This window comes from Alkalibacterium olivapovliticus (assembly GCF_003003275.1).
In the GTDB taxonomy this organism is placed as follows: domain Bacteria; phylum Bacillota; class Bacilli; order Lactobacillales; family Carnobacteriaceae_A; genus Alkalibacterium; species Alkalibacterium olivapovliticum.
In genome coordinates this window covers 165,634-180,262 of the sequence record NZ_PVTO01000002.1, presented here as the reverse complement: position 1 = coordinate 180,262, position 14,629 = coordinate 165,634, and the positions used below count along the sequence as shown (strand labels likewise).

The 14,629-nt window shown below is 38.2% G+C and carries 13 protein-coding genes and 1 pseudogene; 10 read left to right on the top strand and 4 right to left on the bottom strand.

Features of this window, described 5'->3' with window-relative positions; translation table 11 throughout:
• Positions 1-89 precede the first annotated feature (89 nt).
• The 5 genes and pseudogenes from spxA to pepF all read left to right on the top strand — a co-directional run bounded on the left by spxA (position 90) and on the right by pepF (position 4,814).
• Positions 90-497 carry a transcriptional regulator SpxA gene (gene spxA, locus CLV38_RS01885; RefSeq protein ID WP_106190756.1) on the top strand — a complete coding sequence of 136 codons (408 nt, stop codon included), beginning with the start codon at positions 90-92 and terminating at the stop codon, positions 495-497.
• Between the two features lie 30 nt (positions 498-527).
• Positions 528-833, top strand: a pseudogene (gene spx, locus CLV38_RS01880) (transcriptional regulator Spx); the annotation flags it as partial.
• A gap of 230 nt (positions 834-1,063) precedes the next feature.
• On the top strand, positions 1,064-1,705 hold the full coding sequence (locus tag CLV38_RS01875) for an adaptor protein MecA (RefSeq protein ID WP_106190751.1): 642 nt from the start codon (positions 1,064-1,066) through the stop codon (positions 1,703-1,705).
• Between the two features lie 103 nt (positions 1,706-1,808).
• Positions 1,809-2,918, top strand: coding sequence for a competence protein CoiA (locus tag CLV38_RS01870; protein WP_106190749.1), 1,110 nt, complete (start codon positions 1,809-1,811; stop codon positions 2,916-2,918).
• A gap of 75 nt (positions 2,919-2,993) precedes the next feature.
• The gene (pepF, locus tag CLV38_RS01865; protein ID WP_106190746.1) at positions 2,994-4,814 is read left to right on the top strand and encodes an oligoendopeptidase F; all 1,821 of its coding nucleotides are present in this window, start codon (positions 2,994-2,996) and stop codon (positions 4,812-4,814) included.
• Positions 4,815-4,850: 36 nt separating this feature from the next.
• Here pepF and CLV38_RS01860 read toward each other — a convergent pair whose 3' ends face one another.
• Positions 4,851-5,474: a DsbA family protein gene (locus tag CLV38_RS01860; protein ID WP_106190743.1), complete on the bottom strand. Its 624-nt coding sequence runs from the start codon at positions 5,472-5,474 to the stop codon at positions 4,851-4,853.
• 195 nt (positions 5,475-5,669) lie between these two features.
• A complete protein-coding gene (locus CLV38_RS01855) occupies positions 5,670-6,257 on the bottom strand; it encodes a CYTH domain-containing protein (protein WP_106190741.1) in 588 nt (195 codons plus the stop codon).
• A gap of 107 nt (positions 6,258-6,364) precedes the next feature.
• On the opposite strand from CLV38_RS01855, the gene yjbM reads away from it, so the two are divergent.
• From yjbM to CLV38_RS01840, 3 genes are read left to right on the top strand one after another with little or no spacing between them, the layout of a single operon-like run.
• Entirely contained in the window at positions 6,365-6,985 is a 621-nt protein-coding gene (gene yjbM / locus CLV38_RS01850; protein ID WP_106190738.1) for a GTP diphosphokinase, read from the top strand.
• Positions 6,986-7,007: 22 nt separating this feature from the next.
• The gene (locus CLV38_RS01845) at positions 7,008-7,820 is read left to right on the top strand and encodes an NAD kinase (RefSeq protein WP_106190735.1); all 813 of its coding nucleotides are present in this window, start codon (positions 7,008-7,010) and stop codon (positions 7,818-7,820) included.
• Positions 7,810-8,709: an RluA family pseudouridine synthase gene (locus CLV38_RS01840; RefSeq protein WP_106190733.1), complete on the top strand. Its 900-nt coding sequence runs from the start codon at positions 7,810-7,812 to the stop codon at positions 8,707-8,709. Before CLV38_RS01845 ends, CLV38_RS01840 begins: the two co-directional genes overlap by 11 nt.
• A 9-nt stretch (positions 8,710-8,718) precedes the next feature.
• Here the strand turns inward: CLV38_RS01840 and CLV38_RS01835 are convergent, their stop codons facing one another.
• Positions 8,719-9,162: a GNAT family N-acetyltransferase gene (locus CLV38_RS01835; protein WP_106190731.1), complete on the bottom strand. Its 444-nt coding sequence runs from the start codon at positions 9,160-9,162 to the stop codon at positions 8,719-8,721.
• 143 nt (positions 9,163-9,305) lie between these two features.
• Between CLV38_RS01835 and CLV38_RS01830 the strand changes: the two genes are divergently transcribed.
• The gene (locus tag CLV38_RS01830) at positions 9,306-10,406 is read left to right on the top strand and encodes an AI-2E family transporter (RefSeq protein WP_146128981.1); all 1,101 of its coding nucleotides are present in this window, start codon (positions 9,306-9,308) and stop codon (positions 10,404-10,406) included.
• Between the two features lie 36 nt (positions 10,407-10,442).
• Positions 10,443-12,026, top strand: coding sequence for a peptide chain release factor 3 (locus CLV38_RS01825; RefSeq protein ID WP_106190824.1), 1,584 nt, complete (start codon positions 10,443-10,445; stop codon positions 12,024-12,026).
• 67 nt (positions 12,027-12,093) lie between these two features.
• Here CLV38_RS01825 and CLV38_RS01820 read toward each other — a convergent pair whose 3' ends face one another.
• Positions 12,094-14,346: an ATP-dependent Clp protease ATP-binding subunit gene (locus CLV38_RS01820; RefSeq protein ID WP_106190726.1), complete on the bottom strand. Its 2,253-nt coding sequence runs from the start codon at positions 14,344-14,346 to the stop codon at positions 12,094-12,096.
• Positions 14,347-14,629: the final 283 nt, after the last annotated feature.

Sequence of the window (14,629 nt, the reverse complement as noted above, 5' to 3'; positions counted from 1 at the left end):
GTGTTCACAATTGATATATAGTATTAATTGTAATCAATTAACTGATAACAAGTATTCAGGACTTACACAAACGAAGGGAGAAATACATAATGGTCACATTATATACAACACCCAGCTGTACATCTTGCAGAAAAGCAAAAGCATGGTTAGAGGAGTACGATATCCCTTATAATGAAAAAAATATGGCACATGAGCCTTTAGAGATTAATGAAATTAAAGCAATTATGAGACTGACTGAAGATGGAACAGAAGATATTATTTCCAAGAGATCCAAAGTTTTTAAAGAGTTGAATCTAGATTTAGATGATTTGTCTATGAAAGAATTATTTGAGATTATTCAGAATAATCCTACACTGATTAGAAGACCGATCATACTAGATGACAGACGCTTACAAATAGGATACAACGAAGATGAAATCAGACAGTTCGTACCGAGAGAAGTGAGAGCGATGGAACTAGAAAAAGCTCAAAAACTGGTAGCATTATCTCAAGTTTGATCGGAGACAGTTTTTTAAATAGTTAATCTGAAGCCTTTAGAGATTAATGAAATTAAAGCAATTATGAGACTGACTGAAGATGGAACAGAAGATATTATTTCCAAGAGATCCAAAGTTTTTAAAGAGTTGAATCTAGATTTAGATGATTTGTCTATGAAAGAATTATTTGAGATTATTCAGAATAATCCTACACTGATTAGAAGACCGATCATACTAGATGACAGACGCTTACAAATAGGATACAACGAAGATGAAATCAGACAGTTCGTACCGAGAGAAGTGAGAGCGATGGAACTAGAAAAAGCTCAAAAACTGGTAGCATTATCTCAAGTTTGATCGGAGACAGTTTTTTAAATAGTTAATCTGAAAAGAATCGGCAGAATTGTCGGTTCTTTTTAAAATTAACTCTAACGCCATACATTTATTGTATACATAGCTTGTATTTGAGAGCTAGCTTTTGTATAATAATCTAAGTGCAGTCTGACTGGACTATTTTTATTTACAGAAGAATATTAACCATCCCAAATGGAGTAAAGATGCTCCGTAGAATTGTGAGGTGCGGGATAATGGAAATTGAACATATCAATGAAGATACTATTCGAGTGATAATCGAAAATACAGATCTTGAAGAACGCGGTATCACATTTTTAGACTTGTTGGGAAACCAGAAGCAGATTGAAAAATTCTTCTATAGCATTTTAGAAGAAGTTGATATTGATGAAGAATTTCAAGAATCAGAAGCAGTCACATTTCAAGTTATGCCCAATAATAATGGATTAGAATTATTCATCAGCAAAGGGGCCAATTTCAAGGAAGACCTAAACCAGATAGATGGTTTAAGTGACCATACATCTACTGACGCTCCTACAGATCAGTCTGTCGAGGATTTGATTGACGAAGTGGAAGAATATGATAATGAGACGAGAGAAGCTATTGTCGTCTTAAAAAGCTTTGAGCAAATGATTCAATTGGCTCAAGCGCTTTATTTAGAGAGTGGATCCACCAGTTTATACACTTACAACAATAGTTACTATCTGCACTTAGTATTCTTTGTAGATGAGATGAATGAGAAAACGAGTGAAGATGAGTTGGCTATTGCACTTGAGTACGGTGAGAAAAGTTCGATTTCATCAGAAGTATTAAATGAATATGCAGACAGAATTATGAAGACAAATGCATTGGAATTGACGCGTTTTTACTTTAATTAAATAAAGCAAGCCACAAAGATTAAATTCTTTGTGGCTTTTTTTAGTGAGAAAATTAATTAATGGCTAATGATATAAGTATAGCTTTTTCTTGGAGGTTGTTTATATGTTAATCGCAATCAACAACGAAGGAACAGCAACACTGGCCACGTTTGCTGAACGTAAAAATAGATTCACTTGTCCAGGGTGCGGGGCGAAAGTTGTTTTAAAAAAAGGTGACCTAAAGGTGGCACATTTTGCACACCTGAAAAACAGCATTTGCTCAAGGTATTCAGAAGGCGAAACAGTTGAGCACTTACAGGGTAAATTAAATTTATATAATTGGATCCTCTCCAAGGGGATAGAAGCAAAACTGGAAGTGTTTCTTCCGGAAATCAGTCAGAGAGCAGACATTCTGATTACGGTGGATCAGACAGTTATTGCAGTTGAATACCAGTGCAGTAAAATTTCAATCGATGAAGTTTGCAGTAGAACAATGGGGTATCACCAATTGGGCATCAGTGTTATCTGGATTGCAGGAAGTAAGTTGACTGTAAAGGATAAGCTGACAGCCTTGCAGCGTTCTCTCATCGGAGAAATTACAAGAGGTAGATACTGCTTTTATCTTTATGAATCAGGAAAACATCAGCTGAAATATTATAGGGTAGGTATAAATCTGCACTGTCAAATAGAGAACAATCCTGAACGACTGATAAAATCGGCTATTCTTGGGGAAGAAATCTGCGGGGCGGATGAACCCTTCATTCATACGATCACTCAAAGTGAGATTAAAAGGAACATATCTAAATTGCATTTAATGCGGTCATACCGTAATCCATCCTATTTTTCCTTTTTTCAGTATGTCTATATCAATCGGCTGATACTTGATAGACTACCGGTCGAAATTCACTATTGTCTATCGAATGACTGGATGATCAGAACAGTATCCTTTGAATGGAAATTAAGATTTATGATCTGGCTGAGACAACTGAAAAAGGGAGTAGTTGTAACTCGACGGATGGTCAAGAATCGGGTAGAGGTCATGATTAAGGAACACTCCCTTTCGCTTTACCGCTGTCCTAATATAACTGGTGATTATTATATGAATCCTTTTAATGAATTTATGGAAGTACTCATTCAGAACCACTTTTTGATCCCGTTGAGTTCGTCGAAATGGCTTGTGAACAGGGATCATTCCTTTTTTAATTGTGAAACAGTCCCGGAAGTGACAATATAAGTTTTATTGATTATTCTATTCAAATTCAAATTATGTTATCATTAAATTATTCTTAAATTATTAGGAGGAAGCTTGATGGCAGAGGTCAAAACATTACCTTTAAGAGAAGCGTTATCTAAAGAATTAACCTGGGATTTGTCTGTTATATATAAAACAGATGAGAAGTGGGAAGAAGAATTTAATGCTTTACAGGGAAAAATAAGCGAAGTGAAAGACTATCAAGGAACACTAAATAACGGATCGGGCGTCTTTTTAAAAGCGCTGGAAACGATGCTGAACTTATCAAGAAAAGTCAGTTCTCTATACGTCTATGCTCATTTAAAAAATGATCAGGACACAGCGAACAGTACTTACCAGGCAATGAATGATAAAGCGAGATACCTTATTGCTCAAACACAAGAAGCGACTTCGTGGTTTGAACCTGAAGTAATTGAACTGGAAGAAGATGTCCTCTCGGGCTATTTCGACACTGAACCTGAGCTAACTGAATACAGACATTACATCGAACAAATGACAGCGAACAAAGCACATGTACTGACGTCAGAAATGGAAGCATTGCTGGCAGGTGCAAGTGAAATTCTTAGCTCTTCAAGCCAGACTTTCAGTCTTTTGAATAACGCTGACCTGCAGTTTCCTGAAGTAAAAGGTGAAGATGGAAAACCAGTTCAGTTATCACACGGTATGTATGGAGAATTGCTTGAAAGTACTGACAGGAATGTTAGAAAAGAAGCCTTTAAAAAAATGTATGAGGTATACGCAAGTTTCAAAAATACATTTGCAAGTACACTTGGAGCTTCAGTAAAAAATCACAACTATCAGGCTAAGGTTCATCATTTTAATTCTGCCAGAGAGAGTGCACTTGCGGATAATCACATTCCTGAAGCAGTGCATGATACACTAATTGAAGTAGTCAATGAAAACTTGCCGTTGCTTCACCGCTATATGGAGTTGCGTAAAAAAGTGCTGAAACTGGAAGACCTGCATATGTATGATTTGTATACACCGATTACAGGAGAAGCAAGTCTGAAATACAGTTATGAAGAGGCAAAAGATAAAACACTCGAAGGATTGAGTGTTCTAGGTGAAGAGTATAAGGGCGTGCTGGATAAAGCGTTCAACAATAGCTGGATCGATGTAGTCGAGAATAAAGGGAAAAGAAGTGGAGCGTATTCTTCTGGTGCATACGATACTAATCCTTATATCCTTCTCAACTGGCACGATTCATTAAATCACTTATACACACTGGTGCACGAGCTGGGGCATAGTGCTCATAGCTACTTCACTAGAAATAACCAGCCATATGTATATGGAAACTACTCAATCTTTTTAGCTGAGATTGCATCCACAACAAATGAGAACTTGCTGACAGACTATTTGCTTGAAACAACTAAGGATCCTAAGGCACGTGCTTATGTGCTGAGTCATTATCTTGACGGATTTAAAGGCACAGTCTTCCGTCAGACTCAATTTGCCGAGTTTGAACACTTCATGCATGTCGAGTCAGCAAAAGGAACACCATTAACAGCTGATTTCTTAAGTAAAAACTACAGTGAGATTAATTCTAAATATTATGGTGAATCAGTTGAACAAGATGAAGAGATTCAATACGAGTGGGCACGTATTCCGCATTTCTACTACAACTATTATGTCTATCAATACTCAACAGGATTTTGTGCAGCAACTGCTTTAGCGGACAAACTACTGAAGAAAGAAGAAGGCGCGCTTGAAAAATACCTGACGTATCTAAAGGCTGGGAGCAGTGATTTTCCTATAGCAGTAATGAAAAAAGCTGGAGTCGATATGACAGATAAGGAATACCTGGTAAGAGCGATGGCAGTTTTTGAAGAAAGAGTAGACGAATTAGAAAAAGCACTGAATGCAATAGAAGAAGGGTAAATTAAAAACGTCTTCCAGGTTCTGGAAGACGTTTTTTTATACCATCTGAAAAAGGGATAAATGATTTGGTGCTGATTCATTTATAGCGCTAGTCTGATCATTACAAAGCCCGTGAAGAAGTTGTTTGGTAATGGATGTGTCGATACGGTAGCCATGTTTAGTATCTTTGTTCGAAAAGACAACACAAGATGGCGATTCAGTTATATTCATATCCAGAGCAAGTTTCTGATCCTTATTGAAGGCTTTTTTAGTAAAATCAGATTCAAGATCCTCTTCGAACATTTCGATATCCAAGTTAATCATGTCAGCGATATGAAGAATTAAATCATTTGTTACCTGACGGCCTTCAGTGATAACTTTCTGCTGAAGCGTCATTAAGAATTTTCTTCCTTTTTTCTTACCCTGCATAGAAGCTGCTTGAAATGCTAAGCTAGCGTGATAGGAGTCCGTATACAGTTGATTTCTGTTTTCCAGAGATCCGTCTGTTTCTCCTTTAATCATATTTCCAATTGAGCGAATATTTAAAAGTGGGATAAAACGGACTTTGACTTTTTCATTTCGTTCAGTTGAAAAAGACTCAATCAGTTTTTCTGACTCAAAACAAGTTGTACCTAATGGATTTACGAACAAGAACACTTCAATAATTTCATTTAATAACATAGTCAACACTCACCTAATTTGTATTTTAGTTTTATATAAGATTATACGCTTTACGTCTGATTGTTCTAATTGTCAGCCAGTTAATTATTGCTGATTACAATATATAGACTAACAAACAAACCATATAATATATAATAATCTGCCTAAAATACATTGAAAAAACTAAAACCTTGTGACAGAATCGTCACATTTGGGTCACTCCACGTCTTTTATAGCGTTTCTGGCTCGTGCTATCTTATTGAGCGTCTCTCTTTCAGGAATGTCATACTGATTTAGAATTGAACTGAACACTTCTTTTCCAAGCGCGATAGAAGGTGCTTCAACCTCAAGTTCATAGTCTACAGTGTTGCTGTACCAGCTCTTGTCGAGGACGATCAGACACTCTTTATAATCCTTTTCGATCCGTTTTGTAGTGAGCTCGGCTATTTTCAGAACGTGATCGATGTCGAGCTGATAGTCAGCTTTTAGAAACGCACTGATTTGAATAGGGATTGAGATCGACTGGGAGGAGATTAAGTCTTCAGCTTCTTTTTGAGATAGTGGTATATTCAGTTCTTTATGATGACCTTCATGAGGAGATTTTAATGTAAATTCAGCCATATTGTCTTTTAGTCTGATTCTCAAAGCACACTTGGCACCTTTTAGCTCATAAGAGGCTGTATCATAATAGACGTTTTTCTGTGTATAAAAATCAAGAAGATCAGTAAAGTAGTCATTCAGAATCAAATCGTATTCCTCTTTGGTCAATAGATTTTTAAATTCGATTTCAATTTCCTGAGTCATCTGTTCATTCCTTTCCGTAGGGAACCTCGTTATTATTTTATTCAATAAGAGTATGGTACAATAGTAACAAGAATTTACATTAAAAAACAGCAAAGAAGGTAGAGGATATGGATAGAGATTGGGAACTTTTCCTGCTTCCTTACAGGCAAACAGTTGATGAATTAAAAGTTAAATTACGCGGCCTTAGAGATATGTATGTGTTAAGGAAAGAACATGGACCAATTGAATTTGTAACAGGAAGAGTCAAACCTATAAACAGTATCTTAGTCAAATCTAAAACGAGACAAATTCCATTGAATGAACTTGAAACAGAGATGGAAGATATAGCTGGAATCAGGATCATGTGTCCATTTGTAGAGGATATTCATGATGTTGTCGATATGCTGAAAAGTCGAAATGACTTGAACGCCGTATATGAAAAAGATTATGTCACACATAAAAAAGAGAGCGGCTATCGGTCTTACCACTTAATATGTGAGTATCCTGTGCAGTTGATTGATGAAGTGAAGGTCGTGCTGGTAGAGATACAGATTAGAACGCTGGCTATGAATTTCTGGGCATCGATCGAGCATTCACTGAACTATAAATATCAGGGTGAATATCCTTCTGAAATCAATAATCGACTTCAAAAAGCTGCAGAATCAGCTTTCCAGCTTGATGAAGAAATGTCCACTATCAGAGATGAGATTAAAGGGATACAGGAAAATTACCGGTTTACAAAAGATTAGCAGTTAAAGGAAGGGTTTATCAGTGAGGATAGCAGTTGTACACAATTATACTAAAGAATCAATTAAGGTCAGTGAAAAACTGAAAGCTTTGTTGTTAAAGGCTTCTTTTGAAGTAGGAAAGCAGAACCCTGAAATTGTCATCTCTGTAGGGGGAGACGGGACACTGCTGTCTGCTTTTCATCGGTATGCTCATTTACTGGACCAGGTCAGGTTTATCGGGGTACATACAGGTCATTTGGGATTTTATACAGACTGGCGGGAGTATAATATTGAAGAGCTGGTCACTAGTCTTGAAAATGATAATGGAGAATATATCCAGTATCCGCTGCTTGACGTAGAAGTTACTTATGAGAACGGTGAAAAGGCTAAACATTTTCTGGCGCTGAATGAATCGACGATCAAACGGGTAGATGGAACATTAGTCTGTGACGTCTATATAAAAAACGAACATTTTGAACGCTTCAGAGGGGATGGATTATGTATCTCTACACCAACGGGGTCTACTGGATACAATAAATCTGTAGGTGGAGCAGTTTTACACCCCCGCCTTGAAGCCTTGCAATTGACAGAGATGGCCTCACTAAATAACAGAGTATTTAGAACACTCAGTTCTCCTCTTGTGATAGCACCAGATGAATGGATCAAAATCAAACCGATTGAACCGACTAATTTCACATTGACTGTGGACCAGTTGGTATCAGATGAAGAAAAAATTGAGTTCCTGAAATTTCGCATAGCTGATGAACGGATCCGTTTTGCGCAGTATCAGCATACCCATTTCTGGAACAGGGTAGAAGACGCATTTCTGGGAGCTAAAAAGAATAATGGAAATTGAATGGACCGTAACTAAAGAAGAAAATGAAACACTTCTTTTGAAATCTTTTCTTAAACAGCAGCATATTTCTAAGCGAATTCTGAGCAAAGTTAAGTTTCAGGGTGGAAGCTTAAAAGTAAATGATCAAGCAGTTAGAGTGCGTGAAGAGTTGAACCAGGGGGATAGAGTATCCCTGGTTCTTCCTAAAGAAGATGGAAGCCAGCAGTTGAATTCATCTCATGAAAATTTAGATATCATCTACGAAGATGAGCACTATATTTTTATCAATAAGATAAGCAATGTTGCTTCTGTACCGTCTTCTCTTTATCCTGATCACACAGTTGCGAACAGGATTAAAGGCTACATTGAGAGAAAAGATTATTTTCATCAGACGATTCATACTGTCAGCAGGCTCGATAAAGACACATCAGGTGTGATGATTTTTGCCAAGCATACACTAGCTCATTCCTTTATGGATCAGCTGTTTAAAGAAAAGAAAGTCTACAAAGAATATATTGCTTTTGCTGAAGGCACCATAGAATCGCTGCATGGTTTAATAGATGAACCGATTACCAGAGCCGAGGATTCAATTATCAAACGGGAAGTTCATCCTGATGGTAAAGTTTCCAGAACAGAATACTGGGTGATGGACCGGTTTGAAAAAGCGACTAAAATTAAGATTCAGCTTCATACAGGGCGAACACATCAAATCAGAGTGCACTTCGCCCATATCGGTCACCCGCTTTTAGGTGATTCGCTTTATGGCAATGAAAAGCAGGAGCTGATAAAAAGACAGGCACTTCATTGTCACAAAATCAGATTTATGCATCCATTTTTTAAAAAAGAAGTAACGGTACATGCACCGCTGCCGCAGGACATGGAGCAATTACAGTTGACCTTAAAGAAATAGACAAGCGTTTTACCGCTTGTCTATTTCTTTTTGCATAAAGTGATGGGGAATGTTTGCATCTAGGAATCCATCACCTTGAACTGTGAACTGACACTTTTCATAAAAAGGAATAGCATGGTCTTGAGAATCCAGTACTAGTCTCTTGCCCTGAAGATCTGTTTTAGCAATCTGCTCAATCTTAGCCATAAGGAGGTGACCCGTGCCCTGATTCCGATAAGCTTTTAATACAGCAACGCGTTGAACCTTAATGTCACCGTCCTCTTTTTTATAGAGACGGGCTGTACAAGCTGGAGAATCATTCAGGTACCCGACGATATGTAAGGTGAATTCCTCCAGTTCATCTATTTCAAGAGATTCGTCTACATGCTGCTCTTCAATGAAAATAGTCTTTCTTATACTTAGTGCATCTGAGTAGATAGCGCTCGAAGTATCGGTAGTGGTTTTAAATATCATTGACAGTCAACTCCCTCTAAAAGTAGATTTAACTATATCAATTCTTAATAAATTCGTCAATTTAATGGTGAAACTAGCCTTTCATTATATAGAGGAGTAACCTATAATAAGAAGGAAAGCTAAATGAAAGGAAGAATAATGTGGTGGATTGGAAGAAATCTAAATTAATGTTCTGGACCATTTGGTTGCTAGCTGTTTCTGTACTGATATTTGTTCTTCAACAGATTGATTTTATTTTAAACTCACTAGTCGGTATTTTAACTGCTTTGTTTATGCCGCTGCTGATAGCTGGATTCCTTTATTATTTATTGAATCCTGTTGTCAAAGTTTTAGAGAAAATGAGAGTTAAACGCATAGTTGGAATAGCTATTGTCATGATTCTGCTTATGGGCGTGCTGGTTATAACTGTTCTGATGGGTATCCCGATGCTTATTGAACAGACTACGAACCTCGTTTCCGGCATACCTGATTTTGTGAGAGAATTAGAAACGTATTCTTTAAGGTTGGCGGAGGAACCATGGATGCAGCAAATTGATATCCAGGCAGCTCTAAACAATCTAGAAGTGTGGTTAAGGGAAATCACTTCTCAGTTTCTTACAGGTATAGTCTCCAGTGTCGGCGGAGCCATCGCAATGTTTACTGAAATTGCATTTATTTCAATTACAGTTCCTGTTATTCTATTTTATATGCTCTATGACGGAAAGAAATTCCTGCCATTTGTAGTGGATCTAACACCAGCGAAATTTAAAGAAAATGTCAGTGAAATGATCGTTCAGACAGATGCAACAATCTCGAGCTATGTCTCTGGAAAAGGGATGGCCTCACTTTTAGTCGGTATTTTATTGTTTATTCTGTATTCAATTGTTCGAATGCCATCTGCTTTTTTACTGTCAGTATTTGCTGCTATAACGAACTTTATACCCTACGTTGGACCGTTTATTGGGGCTGGGCCAGCTGTGATAGTTGGATTGATCGAATCACCTGGAAGGGCAGTCCTGGCTGCTGTTTTTGTGCTCATTGTCCAGCAGCTGGACAGCAATTTTTTTACGCCGTTTTTAGTCGGGAAATCTCTGTCAATCCATCCGCTAACGGTTATACTGGTCTTGCTGGCATCAGCTAACATAGCCGGACTGGTGGGGATGCTTATCGGGGTCCCATTGTTTGCCATAATCAAAACAATTGTCACTTACAGCATTAAAATGGTCAAACAGCATAAATTGACAAAAGTATCATTAGAAAAATAAAGAAATACTATATTAGAATAAGGAAGTATACGTGTGATAAATAAAAAAGATTTAGCAAAAGAAGTTAATAGAAGAAGAACATTTGCCATTATTTCCCATCCGGATGCCGGTAAAACAACCATCACTGAACAGTTGCTGTTATTTGGTGGGGCAATCAGACAGGCTGGGACAGTAAAAGCGAAGAAAAGTGGTAAATTTGCCAAGTCAGACTGGATGGAAATTGAAAAACAGAGAGGAATCTCTGTAACAAGTTCGGTTATGCAGTTCGAATATGATGATAAGCGAATCAATATATTGGATACGCCCGGGCACGAAGACTTCTCAGAAGATACCTATAGAACCCTTATGGCAGTGGATGCTGCAGTAATGGTTGTTGATAGTGCAAAGGGGATAGAAGAACAGACGAAAAAATTATTTAAAGTCTGTCGGATGAGAGGCATCCCTATCTTCACGTTCATGAATAAATTGGACAGAGACGGAAGAGAACCGCTTGAACTAATCGAAGAGCTGGAAGAAGTGCTTGAAATCGATGCTTATCCATTGAACTGGCCTATCGGTTCGGGTAAGAATTTAAAGGGACTTTACGATTTGTATCATAATCGTATCGAATTGTTCAGACCGGAAGAAATGAACAGTGGAGAGCGGTTCATTCACTTAAACGATGAAGGCGAAATAGAAGGCGAGCATGAACTGAAAAATGAAAGTTTATATGATCAGGTTCTGGAAGAAGCCCTGCTCCTTAAAGAAGCGGGTAATGAGTTCTCTGAAGAAGCAATCAGTAGAGGGAAACTGACTCCGGTATTTTTCGGATCTGCTTTGACGAATTTTGGGGTTCAGACATTCCTGGAAACGTTCCTCCAATTTGCTCCTGAACCTTCGACACAAGAAACGAAAGAGGATAAAATCATTCAGCCGACCGATGAAGAATTTTCTGGATTTATCTTCAAGATACAGGCTAATATGGATCCAAATCATAGAGACAGAATAGCTTTCCTTAGAATATGTTCAGGTAAGTTTGAGAAAGGGATAGATGTTACCCTCTCCAGATCAAACAAGAAAATGCGTCTATCCAATTCTACTCAGTTTTTGGCTGAAAGTAGAGAGGCCGTTACAGATGCTGTAGCCGGAGATATCATCGGACTTTATGACACAGGTAATTTTCAGATCGGAGATACAATTTATTCCGGTAAAACAGATGTTACATTTAAAGATCTTCCTCAGTTCACACCAGAACTATTTGTAAGAGTAGAAGCTAAAAATGTCATGAAACAGAAGTCGTTTCATAAAGGGATCAATCAGCTGGTACAAGAAGGTGCTATCCAATTGTATAAGTCTTATCATACCGAAACGTATATTATTGGCGCAGTGGGACAATTACAGTTTGAAGTGTTCCAGCACAGAATGAATAATGAATATAATTCAGAAGTAGTTATGACTTCAATAGGCAGTCGTATAGCAAGATGGGTCGACCCGAAACAATTGGATGAAAATATGGGCTCAAGCAGGAATATGCTAGTTAGAGATCGCTTTGATAACCCGTTGTTCTTATTCGAGAATCAGTTTGCAATGAGATGGTTCAGTGACAAATATCCTGAAGTTGAATTAACTGCATTACTATAAAAAAAGAAGCCTTCAATGCTGCACTTTCAGCATTGAAGGCTTGTTTTATGTGATCTGACGAATGGACTTAGTCGCCGTCTTCTGAAGAAGTGTCTTCATTTTTTGGTGAATTTCCTTCTTTTTCTGTTGTTTCTTCTCTTTGAATCTGTATTAAGCCATCATCATCTACTGTGGCAATAATATGACCAGGTTCAGGATTATTCAGATAGAATTCTGCGATCTTATCTTCAATCTGTTCTTCTATGACTCTTCGTAATGGACGAGCTCCCATTTTAGGGTCATACCCCAAATCTACCAGTTTTTCTTTAGCTGACTGATCCACTGTCAGACTGATGGAATGAAGATTTAGCGCCTCATTAACGTCTTTCAACATTAATTCGATAATATTCAGAAGATTTTCTTTAGTCAATGAGTGGAACTCAACAATCCCATCGAAACGATTCAGAAATTCAGGTTTGAAGTAGTCGCCTAAATGGTTCAAAATCGATTGCTGCTGACCGCTCATTTGAGCACCGAACCCAACACTCGCTTCCACATTAGTCGTGCCGGCGTTGCTGGTCATGATAATGATTGTTTCTTTAAAGTTGACTGTACGTCCTTGGGCATCTGTTAATCTACCGTCATCCAATATCTGAAGGAACATATGGAGAACGTCAGGGTGAGCTTTTTCAACTTCATCGACTAGAATCAGGCTATATGGATTTCTTCTCACTTTTTCAGTCAGCTGACCAGCTTCTTCGTATCCAACGTAGCCGGGAGGAGATCCAATCAGTTTTGACGTGCTGTGTTTTTCCATGTATTCACTCATATCTAATCGGACATAGGACTCTTTGCTTCCAAATAGTTCAAGAGCCAGTGTTTTAGCCAATTCTGTTTTCCCTACACCAGTAGGGCCGACAAACATGAAGGACCCTATTGGACGATTTTTCTGTCTCAGTCCAATTCTGTTTCTTCTGATGGCTTTAGCTACTTTGGTGACTGCCTCATCCTGACCAATAACATGCTGTCGGAGAGATTGATCGAGGTCTTTCAGCTGTTTCTGTTCTTTTTCTTTTAAATCTCCAACTGGAATCCCGGTTTTTATTTCGATTATATTAATTATATCCTGCTCAGTCACTTCAGGTTCTTCAGAATCTGAAGTCTGCTGTTCAATCATTTCCTTATATTTAACCGATTGATCGCGGTAAAAAGCAGCTTTTTCATAATCTTCCTCATCTAAAGCAGATTGTTTCATCTCTTCGACTTCTTTAATTTTTTCCTCCAGAGCGGCAGGGTCTACTGTCTGAATGGTCAGGTTTTTCTTGGACCCGGACTCATCTAACAGGTCTATTGCTTTATCCGGTAAAAAACGGTCCTGGATATAGCGATGCGACAATTCGACTGCTGCATTGATTGCCGCTTCAGTGAAATGGACATGGTGATAATTTTCATACTGCTTTTGGATTCCTTTTAAAATAGTCAAGGTTTCTTCAAGTGTGGGTTCGTCTACACGGACTGGTTGAAGTCGTCTTTCCAGTGCGGGATCTTTTTCAATTTTTCTGTACTCATTTATAGTAGTCGCACCAACCATTTGCAGTTCGCCTCTAGCCAATGCGGGTTTCAAAATATTCCCTGCATCCATACTGCTTCCTTCGGCAGTGCCTGCTCCGACCAGTTCGTGCACCTCATCAATGAAGAGGATAATGTCTCTGTTGTCTTTCAGTTCATTCATCAACTGCTGCATTCTTTCTTCAAACTGCCCGCGAATACCGGTGCCCTGAACCAGTGAAGCAACGTCCAGGCGAATGACTTCTTTGTCTTGAAGTTTCTGCGGTACATTTCCTTCGATAATCTTCAAGGCAAGTCCTTCAACTATTGCAGTCTTACCCACACCGGCTTCACCTGTAAGGACGGGGTTATTCTTTTTACGCCTGTTTAAGATTTCGATGACGCGTTCAATTTCTTTATCTCGACCTATGACTGGATCGATTTTACCTTCTTTAGCCATTAGTGTCAGATCTACTCCATATTCACCTAAGAGGCCTCCACGTTTGCCACCGTTGTGAGGGGGTTGGTTTCCGCCAGCCACATTCTGATTTCTATTAGGATTCTGCTGTGTGCCTTGAGGAGTCATTCCTTGAGACAGTGCTTTGAAAAAATCATCAAATTGATTAAAGCCAAATGGATCTGGCTGGTTTGCCTGATTGGAAAGGCCTCTTTGTTCCTGAAGTTTGATTTCTCGGTAACATTTTTGACATAGATTGATTTCTCGTCGTTGACCATTCACACTAGTGGTTAAGTGAATGGTAGCATTTCGTTCCATACATCGTTGACATATCATAAATAGAACCTACCTTTCGTTTATCTATACGTTTATTATACAAAGTAATTAGCAAAAGGTCAGTTGAAACACTTACCTGATTACAGCAAGTTTTTGACCAATACTGACTATTACATCTAACAGTATACTCTGACCTATTTTGACTTTCAAGTATGAAATCATTAATTAGTAAAAAATAGTTGTAGCTATAGGAAAAAAATGGTAATCTGTATAGGAAGAAAGGGCAGTGTGTTGAGCTATGAACATTTTGGTGCAGCGATCTGATGTTCATGAAGCGCTTACG

Coding starts and splice junctions, on each gene's coding strand:
- spxA (WP_106190756.1), top strand. CDS start 90: ATGGTCACATTATATACAACACCCAGCTGTACATCTTGCAGAAAAGCA.
- CLV38_RS01875 (WP_106190751.1), top strand. CDS start 1,064: ATGGAAATTGAACATATCAATGAAGATACTATTCGAGTGATAATCGAA.
- CLV38_RS01870 (WP_106190749.1), top strand. CDS start 1,809: ATGTTAATCGCAATCAACAACGAAGGAACAGCAACACTGGCCACGTTT.
- pepF (WP_106190746.1), top strand. CDS start 2,994: ATGGCAGAGGTCAAAACATTACCTTTAAGAGAAGCGTTATCTAAAGAA.
- CLV38_RS01860 (WP_106190743.1), bottom strand. CDS start 5,474: ATGTTATTAAATGAAATTATTGAAGTGTTCTTGTTCGTAAATCCATTA.
- CLV38_RS01855 (WP_106190741.1), bottom strand. CDS start 6,257: ATGACTCAGGAAATTGAAATCGAATTTAAAAATCTATTGACCAAAGAG.
- yjbM (WP_106190738.1), top strand. CDS start 6,365: ATGGATAGAGATTGGGAACTTTTCCTGCTTCCTTACAGGCAAACAGTT.
- CLV38_RS01840 (WP_106190733.1), top strand. CDS start 7,810: ATGGAAATTGAATGGACCGTAACTAAAGAAGAAAATGAAACACTTCTT.
- CLV38_RS01835 (WP_106190731.1), bottom strand. CDS start 9,162: ATGATATTTAAAACCACTACCGATACTTCGAGCGCTATCTACTCAGAT.
- CLV38_RS01820 (WP_106190726.1), bottom strand. CDS start 14,346: ATGATATGTCAACGATGTATGGAACGAAATGCTACCATTCACTTAACC.